Origin of the sequence: Bacillus stratosphericus (assembly GCF_020524495.1) — a bacterium.
Classification (GTDB): Bacteria; Bacillota; Bacilli; order Bacillales; family Bacillaceae; genus Bacillus; species Bacillus stratosphericus_B.
Window position 1 is genome coordinate 41284 of sequence record NZ_JAIVLB010000005.1, and the last position, 18970, is coordinate 60253.

The 18970-nt window shown below is 41.0% G+C and carries 17 protein-coding genes; 15 read left to right on the top strand and 2 right to left on the bottom strand.

What is annotated here, in order from left to right; translation table 11 throughout:
• Positions 1-7: 7 nt before the first annotated feature.
• Both LC033_RS03090 and LC033_RS03095 read left to right on the top strand, forming a co-directional pair.
• The gene (locus tag LC033_RS03090; RefSeq protein WP_120208234.1) at positions 8-577 is read left to right on the top strand and encodes a ComE operon protein 2; all 570 of its coding nucleotides are present in this window, start codon (positions 8-10) and stop codon (positions 575-577) included.
• The gene (locus LC033_RS03095) at positions 570-2897 is read left to right on the top strand and encodes a DNA internalization-related competence protein ComEC/Rec2 (RefSeq protein ID WP_312887854.1); all 2328 of its coding nucleotides are present in this window, start codon (positions 570-572) and stop codon (positions 2895-2897) included. Before LC033_RS03090 ends, LC033_RS03095 begins: the two co-directional genes overlap by 8 nt.
• 38 nt (positions 2898-2935) lie before the next feature.
• Here the strand turns inward: LC033_RS03095 and LC033_RS03100 are convergent, their stop codons facing one another.
• On the bottom strand, positions 2936-3070 hold the full coding sequence (locus LC033_RS03100) for a YqzM family protein (RefSeq protein ID WP_226566807.1): 135 nt from the start codon (positions 3068-3070) through the stop codon (positions 2936-2938).
• Positions 3071-3307: 237 nt separating this feature from the next.
• Between LC033_RS03100 and holA the strand changes: the two genes are divergently transcribed.
• Complete coding sequence (gene holA / locus LC033_RS03105; RefSeq protein WP_226566808.1) at positions 3308-4327, top strand: DNA polymerase III subunit delta; 1020 nt, start codon at positions 3308-3310, stop codon at positions 4325-4327.
• Positions 4328-4455: 128 nt separating this feature from the next.
• On the opposite strand, the gene rpsT is transcribed toward holA, so the two are convergent.
• Positions 4456-4722 (bottom strand): 30S ribosomal protein S20, encoded by a 267-nt coding sequence (gene rpsT, locus LC033_RS03110; RefSeq protein WP_226566809.1) that lies wholly within the window; start codon positions 4720-4722, stop codon positions 4456-4458.
• Positions 4723-4920: 198 nt separating this feature from the next.
• Here rpsT and gpr point away from each other — a divergent pair, with 198 nt between their 5' ends.
• From gpr to mtaB, 12 genes are all read left to right on the top strand, one after another.
• Entirely contained in the window at positions 4921-6036 is a 1116-nt protein-coding gene (gpr, locus tag LC033_RS03115; RefSeq protein WP_226566810.1) for a GPR endopeptidase, read from the top strand.
• Between the two features lie 66 nt (positions 6037-6102).
• A complete protein-coding gene (locus LC033_RS03120) occupies positions 6103-7311 on the top strand; it encodes a stage II sporulation protein P (protein ID WP_226566811.1) in 1209 nt (402 codons plus the stop codon).
• Between the two features lie 13 nt (positions 7312-7324).
• The gene (locus LC033_RS03125; protein ID WP_226566812.1) at positions 7325-7657 is read left to right on the top strand and encodes a YqxA family protein; all 333 of its coding nucleotides are present in this window, start codon (positions 7325-7327) and stop codon (positions 7655-7657) included.
• 181 nt (positions 7658-7838) lie between these two features.
• Positions 7839-9677, top strand: a complete 1839-nt coding sequence (lepA, locus tag LC033_RS03130) for a translation elongation factor 4 (protein ID WP_226566813.1) — start codon at positions 7839-7841, stop codon at positions 9675-9677.
• A gap of 114 nt (positions 9678-9791) precedes the next feature.
• Positions 9792-10931, top strand: coding sequence for a radical SAM family heme chaperone HemW (gene hemW, locus LC033_RS03135; RefSeq protein ID WP_226566814.1), 1140 nt, complete (start codon positions 9792-9794; stop codon positions 10929-10931).
• A gap of 84 nt (positions 10932-11015) precedes the next feature.
• Entirely contained in the window at positions 11016-12047 is a 1032-nt protein-coding gene (gene hrcA, locus LC033_RS03140) for a heat-inducible transcriptional repressor HrcA (protein WP_226566867.1), read from the top strand.
• Between the two features lie 63 nt (positions 12048-12110).
• Positions 12111-12668, top strand: coding sequence for a nucleotide exchange factor GrpE (grpE, locus tag LC033_RS03145; RefSeq protein WP_226566815.1), 558 nt, complete (start codon positions 12111-12113; stop codon positions 12666-12668).
• A 24-nt stretch (positions 12669-12692) separates the two neighbouring features.
• Positions 12693-14531 (top strand): molecular chaperone DnaK, encoded by a 1839-nt coding sequence (dnaK, locus tag LC033_RS03150; RefSeq protein WP_226566816.1) that lies wholly within the window; start codon positions 12693-12695, stop codon positions 14529-14531.
• 168 nt (positions 14532-14699) lie between these two features.
• A complete protein-coding gene (gene dnaJ, locus LC033_RS03155; RefSeq protein WP_226566817.1) occupies positions 14700-15833 on the top strand; it encodes a molecular chaperone DnaJ in 1134 nt (377 codons plus the stop codon).
• A 22-nt stretch (positions 15834-15855) separates the two neighbouring features.
• Positions 15856-16791, top strand: a complete 936-nt coding sequence (gene prmA / locus LC033_RS03160; protein WP_226566868.1) for a 50S ribosomal protein L11 methyltransferase — start codon at positions 15856-15858, stop codon at positions 16789-16791.
• Between the two features lie 22 nt (positions 16792-16813).
• Positions 16814-17596, top strand: a complete 783-nt coding sequence (locus LC033_RS03165) for a 16S rRNA (uracil(1498)-N(3))-methyltransferase (protein ID WP_226566818.1) — start codon at positions 16814-16816, stop codon at positions 17594-17596.
• Positions 17584-18942: a tRNA (N(6)-L-threonylcarbamoyladenosine(37)-C(2))-methylthiotransferase MtaB gene (mtaB, locus tag LC033_RS03170; RefSeq protein ID WP_226566819.1), complete on the top strand. Its 1359-nt coding sequence runs from the start codon at positions 17584-17586 to the stop codon at positions 18940-18942. The genes LC033_RS03165 and mtaB overlap by 13 nt, the downstream gene beginning before the upstream one ends.
• The last annotated feature ends 28 nt before the right edge of the window (positions 18943-18970 follow it).

Below are 18970 nucleotides of genomic sequence, written 5' to 3' on the forward strand. Positions count from 1 at the left end.
TCAGCTCGTGGAAAGAATTTCATGGAATCAATATTTTATGGCTCAAAGCCATTTGCTTGCTTTACGAAGTACCTGTGAGCGGTTAGCTGTTGGGGCAACTATCGTAAGAGACAAGCGCATCATCGCAGGAGGATACAATGGTTCAATTGCTGGTGATGTCCATTGTGCAGATGTGGGATGCTATGTCATTGATCATCACTGTGTACGCACAATCCATGCGGAGATGAATGCCATTTTACAATGTGCCAAGTTTGGCGCACCAACAGCTGATGCTGAAATATATGTCACGCATTTTCCTTGTTTACAGTGCTGTAAAGCCATTATTCAAGCAGGCATTCGAACAGTGTATTATGCAAAGGATTATAAAAATCATCCATACGCTATCGATTTATTTGAGCAGGCCGGAGTTCAAATAGAACAGGTTGAACTAGATGAAATGATCATTGACCTAAAAAATCAAGAGAAATTAGCCTTTGTTGCAGATTTAATCGGTAAGCTAAGTGAATCAGGACTTAGCGAAACAGAAATTCGAGACATGCATGAAAAGGCGAACCAATTATTCACTTCCTATGTTTAACTATTTGCCTTTCGGGGCGATTTCGGCAGCTGTCGTAATTGCCCTGGCAGCATTTGATCTTCATATGTTTTTCCTTCTCTTTCTTTTCTTTTTTTTTCTTCTCAGCCTACTGAAAAAAACACCCCAGCTATTTCTAATGGTTAGTTTATGCGGAACTGTCTATACACTCATCTTTATGGTTCATCAGTCATTTGAATCAGGCCATGTCATTGAAGAAAAATCCCTGTCTGATTTAGTTGTGATTGAAAGTATTCCGAATATAGATGGCAATCGTTTTTCAGCAACTGTTTCAGCAGGTAATGATCGATTAGTGGCTTTTTATACGATTCAAACGGAGTATGAAAAGGAATTGCTGAAAGGTGTGGAACCAGGTATGAGCTGCCATATGACTGGTGATGTCCGATTACCTAAACGAGCAACCATTCCTAACGGATTTCAATACGATCAATTTCTTAAAACAAAAGGCATTAATGCTATTTTCCTCCCGCAGTCTATGAAAAGCTGCTCGAAAAAAAAGAGACATTCATATCTTCTTGAAACCATGAGGCAAAAAGGGCTGAAATTTTTAGAAAAACATGTTCCAAAGCGTTCTGTTGGGATTGTACAGGCTCTCATATTTGGAGATCGTGAGTGGATTGACCCTGACACGTTAAGAGATTATCAAATGCTCGGCTTGATTCATTTACTAGCAATTTCAGGACTACATGTTCAGACTCTTTTAGCTTGTTTATTTTGGTGTCTGATTCGTTTTGGGGTGACAAGAGAGACAACACGTATTGTTTTACTTTGTTTTCTTCCGGTTTATGTATGTTTAACAGGTGCTGCGCCCTCCGTTTTAAGAGCTTGTCTTATGGCAGGGATATATTTAATGATCATAAGCCTGCCAAAAGAAATGAAACAGTCTTCTACGGTGGTGTTAAGTGTGACATTTTTGCTGTTATTGGCCATTCATCCACTTTACTTATTTGATATTGGTTTTCAGCTTTCATACGTGGTGACGTTTTTTATTTTGTTGTCTGCCAGGATCTTATCAAAAGCGAAAAGTGCGGTGATGCAGTTATTTCTCATTTCTTTTGTTGCGCAGCTTGCTTCGCTCCCTATTCTTTTATATCACTTTCAGCAATTTTCTTTGCTGAGCATTCCCTTAAATATGATCTTTGTGCCTTTTTATACAACGGTTGTCATGCCGCTGTCTTTATTCTTTTTTCTTTTGTCTATTGTGTACCTTCCGCTTGGTCAAAAAATGTTTCAGCTACTTGATTGGGTGATCCAGCTTAGCCATCATTTATCAGCATATATAGCTAATTATGAGGGGTTCAATCTGATCTTTATGAAATCTACTTGGTGGCATATTCTTCTTGAAGTTGGATCTATTATCTTTCTGCTATTTGTGCTGGAGACCAAAACTTCCGTGAAATCTTATATTTTGCCCATTCTTTTTCTCATTGTAGTGCTGAGCGCACACTATCTTACTCCAAATTTTCTTCATAAAGGTGAGGTTACGATGCTGGATGTAGGGCAGGGGGATAGTTTGTTTATTCAGCTTCCTCATCGAAAGGGGAATCTATTAGTGGATACAGGAGGTAGACTTTCTTTTAAAGAAGAACCGTGGAAAAAAAGACGAAAAGTATCTACGATCAGTGATCAAACGCTCATTCCTTTTCTGCATTCTAAAGGAATAGCGAAACTCGATTTTCTTATCCTCACACATGCGGATCAAGACCACATGGGGGAAGCAGTCCGTTTAATACAAAGAAACAAAGTAAAGCGGCTGGCTGTGCCAAAAGGCTTTGCTCGAAGTCCAGAAGATGCACAAATATTAAAAGAAGCAGCTAGTAAAGGAGTCCCTGTTGATGAATTAGAGAGAGGGGATAAGCTAAAAATTGGAGGTCAAGAATTTGAGATTCTTCATCCAGCTCAAGGCAAAGTGACAACGAAGAATAATGATTCACTCGTTCTAACGTTTACTCTTGGCGGGAAGCACTTTATATTGACGGGTGACCTTGAACAAGAAGGCGAACGGGACATCATAAAAGCTTATCCTTATTTGCACACGGATGTACTAAAGGTTGGACATCACGGGAGCAAGGGATCAACAAGTGAAGAATGGCTTCAGCATCTAATGCCGTCATATGCAATGATTTCGGCAGGTGAAAGAAATCGTTATCATCATCCCCATCAAGAAGTATTGAAAAAATTGAATGATCATCAGTTGAGGGTGTACCGTACAGATCTAGATGGAAGTGTGACCTATGAATTTATTGATCAGAATGGAACGTTTTACTCGCACTCTCCATATGATATCTTACAAAATCAATAAAAAACTGCCAAAAAGGCAGTCATTTACAGTCATGAAGTTTAAGATCCAACGAGGTGTATGATTGTTGCCAAAATAAACATTGAGGCGAAAAATCCGAATGTGACGACAAAACCAACAGCTGAGTCGGTCACATCATTCCGCTTGCTTTGAACATTTTTTTCAAATTCATTCATTTTCATCCCTCCTGGCTAATTTTAGTATACTTGAACTCAATTGGAATTGCTAGAAGGTAAAGTAACCGTTTTCCACTTTCTTAATCATTTTATGAATATCGCCTGACAGCAAGCTGACCCGGGAGCTTGCGCCAGACGTTTACTATAAATGAGGAGGCGGCACTTTCAGCTTCCTCTTTACTAATGTCCCAACACACTTTAGGATAGAGGAGGAAGTGAAAGAGAGGGATTCAACATATGGTCTTTGATATATGGAATAATTTTAAAAAAAGGGATGTCCATCCCGTTTATTGCTTATATGGAAAAGAAACATATTTGCTGCAAGAGACAGTTGCTAAACTGAGACAAGCTGTGGTTGACGAGGAGACAAAAGATTTTAATTACTCCGTCTTCGATATGGAAGAGGTGCCGCTTGAGCAGGCTGTGACAGACGCAGAAACCTTTCCGTTTATGGGAGAACGACGTCTCGTTGTGATCAAGAATCCTTATTTTCTCACAGCCGAAAAGAAAAAAGAGAAGATAGAGCATCAACTTTCCGTGTTAGAATCCTATTTAGAAAAGCCAGCGCCCTATACGATTCTTGTGTTATTAGCGCCATATGAAAAACTGGATGAACGTAAGAAAATCACCAAATTGCTAAAAAAGAAAGCGGCTGTAGTCGAGGCGAAAGAGTTAAATCCTAAAGAAACAACTGATTTTATGATCACGCTGGCTAAGACAGAAGGAAAAGCGATAACAGCCGATGCGGCTGAGCAGCTTGTGATGTTATGTGGCGGGAGTCTGTCCTCTCTTTTCCAAGAGGTTCGGAAGCTTAGTACATATATTGGAAAGCGGGAAGAAATTGAACTTTCTGATGTCAATCAGCTCGTGGCACGAAGCTTAGAGCAGAATATTTTTGAACTCATTAACCAAATTGTGAACAGACGCCGCTCTGAGGCGATGCAAATGTTTTATGACCTGTTGAAACAAAATGAGGAGCCCATTAAAATATTGGCACTCATCTCAAATCAATTTCGATTGATTTTGCATACAAAATACTTCGCCCAGCAGGGATATGGCCAAAAACAAATTGCTTCAAATTTGAAGGTCCATCCATTCCGGGTTAAGCTCGCCATGGACCAGGCAAGACTGTTTTCAGAACAAGAGCTAAAGCAGATCGTGAAAGGGCTCTCCACCATCGATTATGAAATGAAAACGGGTAAAAAGGACAAGCAGCTATTGTTAGAGCTTTTCTTGGTTCGGTTATTAGGTGCATAAAAAAACGACCTTCTAAAAAGAGGGTCGTTTTTGTTTAGATGTATAATTGCCAGTCTGTCCTTATGGCTAAGCCGGTCAGGACGGACGTACAGTTAAACAGATGCCTCATCACTGAGGCGATGCAATCATTATGCAGAAAGTCCGTTTACGTGTTTAGCAAGTCTTGATTTGTAACGCGCGGCTGCGTTTTTGTGTACAAGACCAGTTTTAACGGCTTTGTCAATGCGTTTTGCAGCAGAAGAAAGAGCAGCTTTTGCTTGCTCAGCATCGTTGTTAGCTACAGAAACTTCAACTTGTTTAATCGCAGTACGCATCGCAGACTTGATTGTTGCATTGTGTGCACGGCGTTCGTTATTCGTTTTTGTACGTTTGATCGCTGATTTAATATTTGGCATATGTTTCACCTCCTAAGATACAACCTAAACACAATTGTCTTAAGGTTAAATCTTCACAATAGAACAAATTGTATTCTATCAAACACACCATTAGAATGCAATATAAATGTAAAGTATTTTTCATTGATGAAGCGCTCGAATGTTTCTCTTCAGAGATGGAAAGACTACTGTTAATTACTTGGTGAAAGGAGCCTTTTCATGAAGAAACAGAAACTTGATTTAAGCGCTTATCAAATTCGGACAGACTTGGCCGTTGAAACAAAAGAGATATTAGAACAAGAAAACGATCCTAATGTCATTAAAAAAGACGGCATTCAAGGGATTGTCGAGAAGGAAAAGGAAGAGAACGGCATCCGCATACGCACTGTGGATATCGCGAAAGAAGGAGAAGAGATGACCGGAAAAAAGGCAGGTACATACTTGACGCTAGAGGCGCAGGGGATTCGTGAGAAGGATTCTGAGATGCAAGAAAAAGTAGTCGAAGTCTTCGCCCTTCATTTTGCTCAGTTTTTAAAAGACCGAGGAATTCAGGCAGATGCCAGCTGTCTTGTTGTGGGTTTAGGAAACTGGAATGTCACGCCAGATGCCCTAGGGCCACTTACAGTTGAAAACTTACTTGTGACCCGTCATCTATTTGAATTGCAGCCAGAAAATGTACAGGAAGGCTATCGCCCAGTGTCTTCTTTATCACCTGGTGTGATGGGACTGACTGGTATTGAAACAAGTGACATTATACAAGGCGTGATAGAACGATCCAAGCCTGATTTTGTGATTGCCATCGATGCACTTGCCGCTCGTGCGGTGGAACGGGTGAATACAACGATTCAAATTTCTGATACAGGCATCCATCCAGGATCTGGTGTAGGGAATAAGCGTAAGGAATTAAGCAGAGATACATTGGGTATTCCAGTGATTGCAATTGGTGTTCCGACAGTTGTTGATGCAGTGACGATCGCAAGTGACACGATTGATTATGTCTTAAAGCATTTTGGTAGAGAACTGAAAGATGATAGCCCCTCCCGCTCTCTTGTGCCAGCTGGTCTGACATTTGGGAAGAAAAAAGTGTTAAACGAAGAAGACTTACCAGATGAAGAAACGCGTCAATCATTTCTAGGAATAGTAGGAACGCTTCCTGAAGAAGAAAAAAGACAGCTCATCCATGAAGTGCTTGCGCCGCTAGGGCAAAACTTAATGGTAACGCCTAAGGAAGTGGATACATTCATTGACGACATGGCGAACGTAATCGCCAATGGATTAAACACAGCACTTCATGGTAAAATCTCTCAAGATAACATGGGATCTTATAATCATTAATCTGTTCTACTTTCTCTAGCTCGCTCATAGTGTAATTACTAGAAAGCGTGCTGGAGGGAGTAAATCATGAAAAAAAGACCCCGCCGTCGTCGACAGTTGGTCGTTACGATTAATGGAACCAAAGTAGTGAAAAGTATTTTCTTGTTTATTGCCTCTCTTGTGGTCGTGTTTGTCATGTCAGGAGCTTTGACGTCCTTAAAACCTGAGCTTAGACCTCAAGCATCGTTGTATGGGGTGGCTGATGAGCTGTCAGGAGCGTTCTTTGCCACACTGATGGGGATGGAAAACCAATATTTCGCCTCAGCAGTTCCAAAAAATCAAAAAGGGTTCAATTTCTCTGGACTGTCACTCAAGCTTGCGACAAGTATCAATTTAGAAGATCCGCGCAGTTTTCTGGGAAGAGAGCTGCCAGGCTTTGAACATTTTGATACAAAAATCATCTTAGCGGGTGAAGGAACAGACTATACCAACATGCCAATGGAATCACCACCACCAAGTGAAGTTATCAAAGATGAGAAAGAAGCAAATTTAGCTGAGCTGGACAAGCTTGATGAGGATGAGCCGAAAAAGCCTGTAAAAGAGCCAAACCGTTCTACAGGAAAACGAAAAGCCGTGTACATTTATCACACACATAATACGGAATCATATTTGCCATTTTTAAAAGAGGAAACCAACCCAAACAATGCACGGCACTCAAAAGTAAACGTAACCCTTGTCGGGGAAATGTTTGGGAAGGCGCTTGATCAACAAGGAGTCGGCAATATAGTAGACAAAACAGAAATTGAAAAAAGGCTTCTGCAAAAAGGATTAAAGTATCCACAATCGTATAATGAATCAAGATTGGTTGTAAAAGAAGCCCTCGCTAAAAATGATGACCTTGAATATTTAATTGATATTCACCGTGATTCAAGAAGAAAGAAAGATACCACTGTGGAGATCAAAGGGGAAAAATATGCGAGAATTGCATTTGTGATCGGGAAAAAGAATCAAAGCTATGAGAAGAATTTAAAGATAGCGACAGAATTTCACCATTTGATGGAAAAAAAATATAAAGGACTTAGCATCGGAGTGTTTGCTAAAGGAGAAATTGGCGATAATGGAATCTATAATCAAGATTTATCTGACAAAGCTCTTCTTTTAGAATTTGGCGGTGTGGATAATAATATGGAAGAATTAAAAAATGCATCCAATGCGGCCGCTGATGTGTTCAGTGAAATTTTCTGGGACGCAGAAAAAGTAAATGGCAAGACAAAGGATGAGAAAAAACGTTCTTAAGGTGGTGACGGGCATGGGCTCATTTATCGGAAAAACCATTATATTAGGGTTGGTCTTGCTGTTTGGTGTCTTTTTAGGAATGCAACAAGCGAATAATGGGATGCTGCAAATGAAGGGCTACCATGATCCAAAATTGAAAGGGGCCTTCTCCATTCAAGTGAATGACGACCAAGAAAGAGAAGCTTCTATCTTAGGGACATCCGTCACAGAAAAGGATTTAGCAGAAAAACAAAAACAGCTTGAAGAAATGGAGAGCTTTAATGCCTTCTCAAAGGCCGGAAAAGCTCTATCTGATGGCATGACACATGCAGCCCGTTCTCTTTATGATTGGGTGAATGGAAAATAAACATTAAATTTGGCAAAACCAATCCAATTATTTCATTATGCCATGTTTAATGAAATATTCCCATTTTAATGAAAGCCGCTAATCGATGAGCGGCTTTTCTTGATTTCGATTGAATCTTTACAACCCTATTGATATAATCTATCCTAGCGCAACCCGCGTTTTATAGTAGGAGTGATAGATTGTGACTGATAAAGAAAAACGATTAGAACGGCAATCAAGAATTCGAAATTTCTCCATTATCGCCCATATTGACCATGGAAAATCCACATTGGCGGACCGTATTTTGGAAAAAACAGCGGCGATTACTCAACGAGAAATGAAAGAACAATTACTTGATTCCATGGACTTAGAGCGTGAACGCGGCATTACAATTAAATTAAACTCTGTTCAACTGAAATATCAGGCGAAGGATGGAGAAGAATATATTATGCACCTGATTGATACACCAGGGCATGTCGACTTCACCTATGAGGTATCCCGAAGCCTGGCTGCCTGTGAAGGCGCAATTCTCGTTGTAGATGCAGCGCAAGGAATTGAAGCACAGACACTTGCAAACGTTTATTTAGCTCTTGATAACAACCTAGAAATTCTTCCGATAATCAATAAAATCGATTTGCCAAGTGCAGAGCCTGAGCGTGTAAGAAAAGAAATTGAAGATGTCATCGGTTTGGATGCATCTGAAGCTGTTTTGACATCTGCGAAGGCGGGCATTGGGATCGAGGATATTTTAGAACAAATCGTAGAAAAAGTGCCGGCACCAGCTGGAGATCCAGAAGCACCTCTTCAAGCCCTTATTTTTGATTCCCTGTACGATGCGTATCGAGGCGTCATTGCATACATACGGATTGTCCAAGGAACCGTAAGACCCGGTCAGAAAATCAAAATGATGGCAACAGGAAAAGAATTTGAAGTGCTTGAAGTCGGCGTTTTCACACCGAAAGCAATGCCAACAGACGAACTCGCCGTTGGAGATGTTGGATATTTAACAGCTGCCATCAAAAATGTTGGGGATACACGTGTAGGGGATACGATCACTAGTGCGGAGAACCCTGCCAAAGAAGCACTGCCAGGATATAGAAAGCTGAACCCGATGGTGTACTGCGGACTTTATCCAATTGACACAGCGAAATATAACGACTTACGTGAAGCGTTAGAAAAGCTTGAATTAAATGACTCTTCACTTCAATATGAGGCAGAGACATCCCAAGCACTTGGCTTCGGTTTCCGTTGCGGCTTTCTTGGAATGCTTCATATGGAAATCATCCAAGAACGAATTGAACGTGAATTTAAAATTGACCTCATTACGACAGCACCAAGTGTTATTTACGATGTCTATATGACAGATGGAGAAAAAATCGTCGTAGATAACCCGTCCAATTTGCCTGATCCACAAAAGATTGAGCGAATTGAAGAACCATACGTCAAGGCTACAATGATGGTGCCAAATGATTACGTAGGCTCTGTCATGGAGCTTTGCCAAGGAAAACGCGGCAATTTCATTGATATGCAATATCTTGATGCCAACCGCGTCAGTATTGTTTATGAAATTCCTTTGGCAGAGATCGTTTACGAGTTCTTTGATCAGCTAAAGTCCAATACAAAAGGCTATGCATCCTTTGATTACGAGCTGATAGGCTATCGTCCATCCACTCTTGTCAAAATGGATATTATGCTTAATGGCGAAAAAATCGATGCCCTTTCCTTTATTGTTCACCGCGATTATGCATATGAACGAGGGAAGATCATTGTAGAAAAACTCAAAGAACTTATTCCACGCCAGCATTTTGAAGTACCAGTTCAGGCGGCAATCGGTCAAAAAATCGTGGCTCGTTCTACCATTAAGGCGATGCGTAAAAACGTACTTGCCAAATGTTATGGTGGAGACATTTCCCGGAAAAGAAAGCTTCTTGAGAAGCAAAAAGAAGGGAAAAAGCGCATGAAGCAAGTGGGCTCAGTTGAAGTCCCGCAAGAAGCATTCATGGCTGTGCTGAAAATGGATGACAGCACGCCGAAAAAATAAGGTCCTCAAGGCAACCTGCTTTACAATGTTCGCCTTGATGTTTATAGTCGCAAACAAACAAAGGTGCCGCAGCAATAAACTGCGGCTCTTTACCTGTAAAGAAGGTGTCATCAAATGAAAGCAGCATACATTCACATTCCATTTTGTGAGCACATATGTCACTATTGTGATTTCAATAAATTTTTCATCAAAACGCAGCCAGTAGATGAATACTTAGCCGCACTTGAAAAAGAGATGCAGCACACGATCGAGAAAAAGGGAGAGGAAGAACTAAAAACGATTTTTATTGGTGGGGGAACCCCGACATCCCTGACAGTCAGTCAGCTAGATCAGCTCATGGACAGCATTTATCGCGTATTGAAGCCGTCAAAAGACCTGATCGAATTTGCAGTAGAAGCCAACCCAGACGAACTATCGTTTGATAAACTGCATGTCCTCAAATCAGCTGGCGTGAATCGGCTAAGCTTCGGCGTACAAACATTTGAAGATGACTTGCTCAAAAAAATCGGCCGGGTTCACCAAAAGAAAGATGTCCTAACCTCTTTTGAACGAGCAAGAGCGGTTGGGTTTGACAACATTAGTCTTGATCTCATGTTTGGTTTGCCTCATCAAGAAAAGCATCATGTGCTGAATTCACTTGAGACCGCTTTTTCCTTAGGTGCAGAGCATTACTCTGTCTATTCACTCATTGTGGAGCCTAAGACGTTTTTTTACAACTTGATGCAAAAAGGGAAGCTGCATTTACCATCCCAAGAAGGTGAGGCTGAAATGTACGAGCTTGTCATGGATGAAATGGAGCGTCATGGACTCAAACAATATGAAATTAGCAATTACGCTAAACGTGGTTTTGAAAGCCAGCATAACCTCACATATTGGAGCAATGAAGATTATTTCGGCTTTGGTGCAGGGGCGCATGGCTATGTAGATGGCATCCGAAATGTGAACGCTGGGCCAGTGAAACACTATTTGGAGCTGATTGAACAAACAGGCTTCCCCTATAAGGAAACACATCAGGTCACAAAGCGGGAGCAGATAGAAGAAGAAATGTTTTTAGGTCTACGAAAAATCGAAGGCATTAAAACCACCCACTTCCAAGCAAAATATGGAGCTGCACCAGAAATGCTCTTTTCCACCGTTCTTGAAGAATTAGAAGAAAAAGGTCTCATTGTACAAGATGACATCGGGATTCGTTTAACAAGAAAAGGAAAATTGTTAGGAAATGAAGTATTTCAAGCGTTTCTTGGTGAGTTATAATTGACATTTTTATTTGAGTTTGGTAATTTTGTTTATACAATTAGCACTCGTTGAAAGAGAGTGCTAACAGGGGTGATGATGATGATGTTAACAAATCGTCAGCTTTTGATTCTGCAAGTCATCATTAATGACTTTATTCGTTCTGCGCAGCCAGTTGGGTCAAGAACTCTTTCTAAAAAAGAAGACATGACATTCAGCTCTGCGACGATTAGAAACGAAATGGCTGATTTGGAGGAACTTGGTTTTATTGAAAAAACCCACTCTTCATCAGGAAGAATTCCATCCGAAAAAGGATATCGTTATTATGTAGATCATTTGCTCTCTCCGCGAAAACTGTCGTTTAAAGAGCTTGTGCTCATCCAATCAGCTTTTCAGGAGAAAATTTTTGAGCTGGAAAAAACAGTTCAAAAATCGGCGGAAATTTTATCAGATCTCACAAACTATACATCGATTGTACTTGGTCCAAAGCTATGTGAAAATCGATTAAAGCAAATTCAGCTTGTCCCCGTCCAGCCAAACAAAGCAGTCGCGATCATGATTACAGACAGCGGACATGTTGAAAGCAAGACCATAACCTTCTCTGAGCATCTTGATGTCTCCGATATTGAGAAGCTGATGAATATTCTAAACAGTCGCCTAGTTGGGATTCCGATGGATCAGTTGAAGGACAGGATGTATAAAGAAGTCGTCATGCTGCTTCGTACGCACTTAAAAGATTATGATCATATTTTAGATGCGCTTGGCAACACATTTACATCGACACAAAATGAATCAAAACTTTTCTTTGGCGGGAAGATTAATATGTTGAATCAGCCAGAGTTTCATGACATTGACCGCATTCGATCACTCATGATGCTCATTGAGAAAAAGAATGATGTCATGCAGCTGTTTCATCCAAATCAGCAAGGAATCACCATTAAAATCGGCTCAGAAAACATTTTGGAAGCAATGGAGAACTGTAGCTTCATCACTGCGACCTATTCGATTGATCAAAAATCTCTCGGCTCCATTGCCGTCATCGGCCCAACCCGCATGGATTACGGGAGAGTCGTTAGTCTCTTACATCATGTATCAAAAGACTTGTCAAACGCACTTTCCAATTTGTATGATGAGTAGGGTGATCATCAATGAGGGCACAGCCCTTTCGTATTCTTGAATCTTTTGAGGGAGGTGAACACAATGTCAGAAGAAAAACAGACACCTGAGCAAGAAGCAGAGGTTGAAGCACAAGAAGAAGCAGTTCAAGCAGATAATGAGGAAGCAAAGCGTGATGAACAGACTGTCTTTCAAGAGAAGATTGAAGAATTGCAGCAGCTTCTAGATGAAAAAGAAAACAAAATTCTGCGTGTTCAAGCAGATTTTGAAAACTATAAACGCCGTGCTCGAACTGAAGTGGAGACCGTGCAAAAATATCGTTCTCAACATGTTGTCAGCGATCTTCTCCCAGCTCTTGACAACTTTGAAAGAGCGCTTGGAATCGATCCAGACAATGAGCAGACGAAAAGTTTGTTAGAAGGAATGCAAATGGTTTACCGGCAGCTTGTAGATGCGTTGAAAAATGAAGGCGTTGAACCAATTGACGCTGCCGGAAAAGAGTTCGATCCAAACCTTCATCAAGCCGTCATGAAAGTTGAAGATGAAAACTACGATTCAAATATTGTTGTAGAAGAATTGCAAAAGGGCTATAAACTCAAAGACCGAGTTATTCGTCCATCAATGGTAAAAGTAAATCAATAACTACATAATGGGAGGTCATCAAATATGAGTAAAATCATTGGGATTGACTTAGGAACAACAAACTCATGTGTTGCAGTACTTGAAGGCGGCGAGCCAAAAGTCATTGCAAACGCTGAAGGAGCACGTACAACACCATCTGTTGTCGCTTTTAAAAACGGAGAGCGTCAAGTAGGTGAAGTGGCTAAACGTCAGTCAATTACAAACCCGAACACAATCATGTCTGTCAAAAGACATATGGGTACAGATTATAAAGTAGAAGTTGAAGGCAAGAACTACACACCGCAGGAAATCTCGGCAATCATTCTTCAACATCTTAAATCTTATGCTGAAGGTTATCTTGGCGAAGAAGTAACAAAAGCAGTGATTACAGTTCCTGCTTACTTCAACGATGCAGAACGCCAAGCAACAAAAGATGCAGGTAAAATTGCTGGTCTTGAAGTAGAACGTATCATCAACGAACCAACAGCAGCTGCTCTTGCTTATGGTTTAGATAAAACAGAAGAAGATCAAACGATTCTGGTATACGACCTTGGTGGCGGTACATTTGACGTTTCAATCCTTGAGCTTGGAGACGGCGTATTTGAAGTGCGTTCAACTGCTGGGGACAACCGACTAGGTGGAGACGATTTTGACCAAGTCATTATTGATCATCTAGTGGCTGAATTCAAAAAAGAAAATGGGATTGATCTTTCTAAAGATAAAATGGCGCTTCAGCGTTTAAAAGATGCTGCTGAAAAAGCGAAAAAAGATCTTTCAGGTGTATCATCTACACAAATTTCACTGCCATTTATCACAGCTGGAGAAGCAGGTCCTCTTCACCTTGAGTTAACGTTAACTCGTGCTAAATTCGAAGAGCTTTCTGCTGGCCTTGTTGAGCGTACAATGACCCCTGTACGTCAAGCACTAAAAGATGCTGGTTTATCTGCTAGCGAGATTGATAAAGTCATCCTTGTTGGTGGATCAACTCGTATTCCTGCAGTTCAAGAAGCCATCAAAAAAGAAACAGGGAAAGAGTCTCATAAAGGCGTAAACCCTGATGAAGTGGTTGCACTTGGTGCTGCAATCCAAGGTGGAGTGATCACAGGAGATGTGAAAGACGTTGTACTTCTTGACGTGACACCACTTTCTTTAGGAATTGAAACAATGGGCGGCGTATTCACAAAGCTGATTGAACGTAATACAACAATTCCAACAAGTAAGTCTCAAGTATTCTCAACGGCTGCTGACAACCAAACAGCTGTAGATATCCACGTGCTGCAAGGTGAACGCCCAATGGCAGCAGATAACAAAACATTAGGTCGTTTCCAATTGACTGATATCCCGCCAGCACCACGCGGCGTACCGCAAATCGAAGTATCTTTTGATATCGATAAAAACGGCATTGTCAACGTACGTGCAAAAGATATGGGCACTGGAAAAGAACAAAACATTACAATCAAATCTTCTTCAGGTCTTTCTGAAGATGAGATCGAAAAAATGGTGAAAGAAGCAGAAGAAAATGCTGAAGCAGATGCAAAGAAAAAAGAAGAAATCGAAATACGCAATGAAGCAGATCAATTAGTGTTTACAACAGAAAAAACATTAAAAGATCTAGAAGGCAAAATCGATGAAGAGCAAGTCAAAAAAGCAAATGAAGCAAAAGATGCATTAAAATCTGCGATTGAAAAAGGCGAGCTTGAAGACATCAAAGCGAAAAAAGATGAGCTGCAAACAATCGTTCAAGAATTAACGACTAAGCTCTATGAAGAAGCTGCAAAACAAGCACAAGCTCAGCAAGAAGGCGCTGAAGGTGCTCAAAAAGCAGATGAAAATGTAGTGGATGCAGAATACGAAGAAGTAAGCGACGATCAAGAGAAAAAATAATTACCTCCTTTACTTTTGAAAAAGACTGCTGAAACGTACTCGTCGGAAAGTCAAAGTCAGGATCTCTTGGCTTTGACTTTTTCCTTTTCAACGATGAAAAGGAATTGAAAAATGTCGAATCAAAATGATACAATCGTATTTATGTGAGAAAATCGGGAGTGTGAAGAGATGAGTAAGCGTGATTACTATGAAGTGCTTGGCGTTGGTAAGAGCGCCTCAAAAGACGAAATCAAAAAGGCATACCGCAAGCTTTCAAAAAAGTATCACCCTGATATTAATAAAGAAGCTGGCTCAGATGAAAAATTCAAAGAAGTAAAAGCAGCCTATGAAACCCTTTCTGACGATCAAAAACGCTCGCATTACGACCAGTTCGGTCATACCGATCCAAACCAAGGCTTCGGCGGCGGCGGCTTTGGCGACGGAGGAGATTTTGGCGGCTTCGGCGGCTTTGATGACATCTTCTCTAGTATTTTTGGTGGCGGAACCAGAAGAAGAGATCCGAATGCACCGCGTCAAGGAGCGGATCTTCAGTATACAATGACGCTTTCGTTTGAAGAAGCGGCATTTGGGAAGGAAGCAACCGTTGAAATCCCTCGTGAAGAAACCTGTGAAACATGTTATGGATCAGGTGCAAAGCCTGGAACGCAAGCAAAGACATGTTCACATTGCGGCGGTTCTGGCCAATTAAATGTTGAGCAATCAACACCATTTGGTAAAGTAGTCAACCGCAGAGTGTGTAACTACTGTAGCGGAACTGGAAAACAAATTGATCACAAATGTTCAACATGTGGTGGATCTGGTAAAGTGCGTAAGCGTAAGAAAATCAACGTGACGATCCCAGCAGGTGTGGATGATGGTCAGCAGCTCAGAGTATCTGGTCAAGGTGAACCAGGTGTCAATGGAGGACCTTCAGGCGATCTTTTCGTTGTTTTCCATGTGCGTGCGCATGAATTCTTTGAACGTGACGGAGATGACATTTACTGTGAAATGCCTCTTACCTTTGCGCAGGCCGCATTAGGTGATGAAATTGAAGTACCTACATTACACGGAAAAGTAAAATTAAAAGTTCCTGCAGGCACTCAAACTGGTACGAAGTTTAGACTAAAAGGAAAAGGTATAAAAAATGTACGAGGCTATGGCCAAGGCGATCAGCATATCGTGGTACGGGTAGTCACACCAACGAATTTAACTGAAAATCAAAAAGATATCATTAGAACATTTGCTGAAGTGAGCGGAAATAAACCGGACGAACAAGAAATGAGCTTCTTTGATAAGGTAAAACGCGCATTTAAAGGGGAGTAAGATGGATAAGGAGTTGGTAGTATTGAAGTGGTCAGAGATTAGCGTCCACACAACAAATGAAGCGGTGGAACCGATCACCAATATTTTGCATGAAGCAGGTGCTAGTGGTGTCGTGATTGAGGACCCGCTTGATTTATTCAAGGAACGTGAAAATGTATACGGTGAGATCTACCAGCTCGATCCGAATGATTATCCGGATGAAGGCGTTATTGTCAAAGCTTATCTTCCGATGAACAGCTTTTTGATGGAAACGGTAGATGAGATCAAAGAAGCCATCAACAATCTTCTTCTATATGATATTGACCTTGGACGAAATACGCTGTCTATTTGTGAAGTAAATGAAGAAGAATGGGCAACTGCATGGAAGAAATACTATCATCCTGTGAAAATTTCTGAAAAATTCACCATCGTTCCAACATGGGAAGAATATACACCTGTTCATTCTGATGAACTGATCATTGAAATGGACCCTGGCATGGCATTTGGAACAGGTACGCATCCAACAACAGTCCTTTGCATTCAGGCGCTTGAGCGTTATGTGAAGGAAAACAATACGGTGATTGATGTTGGAACAGGATCTGGGGTTTTAAGTATTGCTGCAGCGATACTTGGTGCGAGAGACATTCATGCCTTTGATCTCGACGCCGTTGCAGTTGAAAGTGCGAAGCAAAATATTGATCTAAATGGTGTTCGTGATCAAGTGACTGTGAAGCAAAACAATTTACTTGATGGTATTTCAGGTGAACGTGATGTGATCGTTGCCAACATTCTTGCAGAGGTCATTTTACGATTTACAGATCAAGCATATGCCTTATTGAAGAAAAATGGCTATTTCATTACATCAGGAATCATCGGTCAGAAGAAGTTACAAGTCAAAACGGCACTAGAAGAAGCTGGTTTTGAGATTGTGGAAGTGCTGTCAATGGAAGATTGGGTCAGCATTATAGCGAAAAAATAAAGCGAGTAGGTGTCAGTCACGTATGCAACGATATTTTATCGACCTCACGAAAGAGGAAGTGATGGCAAAGGGAGCCATCGTCATAAAAGGTGAAGATGTACATCACCTTTCAAACGTCATGCGGATGAAAGCAGGGCAGGACATCCTTTGCTTAACGACAGACGGCTTTGAAGCGCTCAGTAAAATTGATACAATAACAAAGGAAGAAGTGATTTGTCACCTTAAAGGCTGGACGAATCAAAATAGAGAACTTCCGATTAGGGTGACGATAGCAAGTGGTCTGCCAAAAGGAGATAAGTTTGAGCTGATTATCCAAAAGGGTACCGAGCTTGGCGCGAGTGCTTTTGTGCCGTTTCAAGCGGCTCGTTCCATTACAAAGCTTGACCAAAAGAAGTCACATAAAAAACGAGAGCGATGGAAAAAAATAGCAAAAGAATCAGCCGAGCAGTCCTATCGGAATATCATTCCCCGTGTTCTTCCAGTATCAACGTGTAAAGAGCTGATTCAAATGGCCGGTGAATTCGATAAATGTGTCGTTGCCTACGAAGAATTATCGAAAGAAGGAGAGCAAAGCAGGTTTAAAACTGTGCTTCAACAGATGAAAGGCGGACAAACCCTATTAATTGTTTTTGGGCCTGAAGGCGGTTTGACAGAAAAGGAGATTGAAGAGCTTGAAAAGCTAGGTGCAGTCATTTGTGGACTTGGACCACGCATTTTAAGAACGGAAACAGCTCCTCTTTACGCGCTTTCTGCTATTTCTTATCAAACAGAGTTATTAAGAGGTGAATCATTATGGGAACAGTAGCGTTCCATACACTTGGCTGTAAGGTCAATCACTATGAAACAGAAGCCATCTGGCAGCTGTTTAAAGAAGCGGGTTTTGAAAGAAAAGATTATGAATCAAAGGCAGACGTATATGTTATTAATACATGTACGGTTACGAATACAGGCGATAAAAAAAGCCGTCAAGTCATTAGAAGAGCCATTCGTCATAACCCAGATGGTGTCATTTGTGTAACAGGCTGTTATGCACAAACGTCTCCGGCAGAAATCATGGCCATTCCTGGCGTTGATATTGTGGTTGGAACACAAGACAGACATCAATTGCTTGGTTACATTGAAGAATACCGTAGAGAAAGACAACCGATCAATGGAGTTGGCAACATCATGAAAGCACGCGTGTTTGAAGAGCTAGATGTTCCTGCTTTTACAGACCGCACACGTGCTTCTTTAAAAATCCAAGAAGGCTGTAACAATTTCTGTACATTCTGCATCATCCCTTGGGCTCGTGGACTTCTTCGTTCTCGTGATCCAGAAGAGGTCATCAATCAAGCGCAGCAGCTTGTGGTTGCCGGCTATAAAGAAATTGTGTTAACAGGTATTCATACAGGCGGATACGGTGAAGACCTTAAAGATTATGACTTTGCTAAGCTTCTGAAAGAATTAGATGAACGTGTGATTGGCTTAAAACGAATCCGCATTTCATCCATTGAAGCAAGTCAAATTACAGATGAAGTGATTGAAGTGCTCGATCAGTCAGATAAAATTGTCAGGCATTTACACATTCCGCTTCAATCTGGCTCTAATACTGTGCTGAAAAGAATGCGCCGTAAATACACGATGGAATTTTTTGCAGAGCGTTTAACAAAGCTGAAAAAAGCATTGCCAGGCCTTGCTGTGACCTCTGATGTGATCGTAGGATTCCCTGGGGAAACAGAAGAAGAATTTATGGAAACTTATAATTTTGTGAAAGACCATCAATTCTCTGAGCTCCACGTATTTCCTTACAGCAAACGTACAGGTACACCAGCTGCAAGAATGGAAGATCAAGTGGATGAACATGTGAAAAACGAACGCGTTCATCGCTTAATCGCTCTTTCTGACCAGCTTGCGAAAGAATATGCATCGGAATATGAAGGAGATGTCTTAGAGATTATTCCAGAAGAATCCTTCAAAGAACAAGATGGAAAACACAATCTTTATGTTGGTTATACAGATAACTATATGAAGGTTGTATTTGAAGGTACAGAGGATATGATTGGTCGTTTGGTGAAAGTGAAAATTACAAAGGCAGGTTATCCTTATAACGAAGGACAATTCGTCCGTATCAGTGATGACGTGCAAACAGATAAAGTGAGAATGACTTCATAATAATCAAAAACCGGCTGCCACAGGGCAA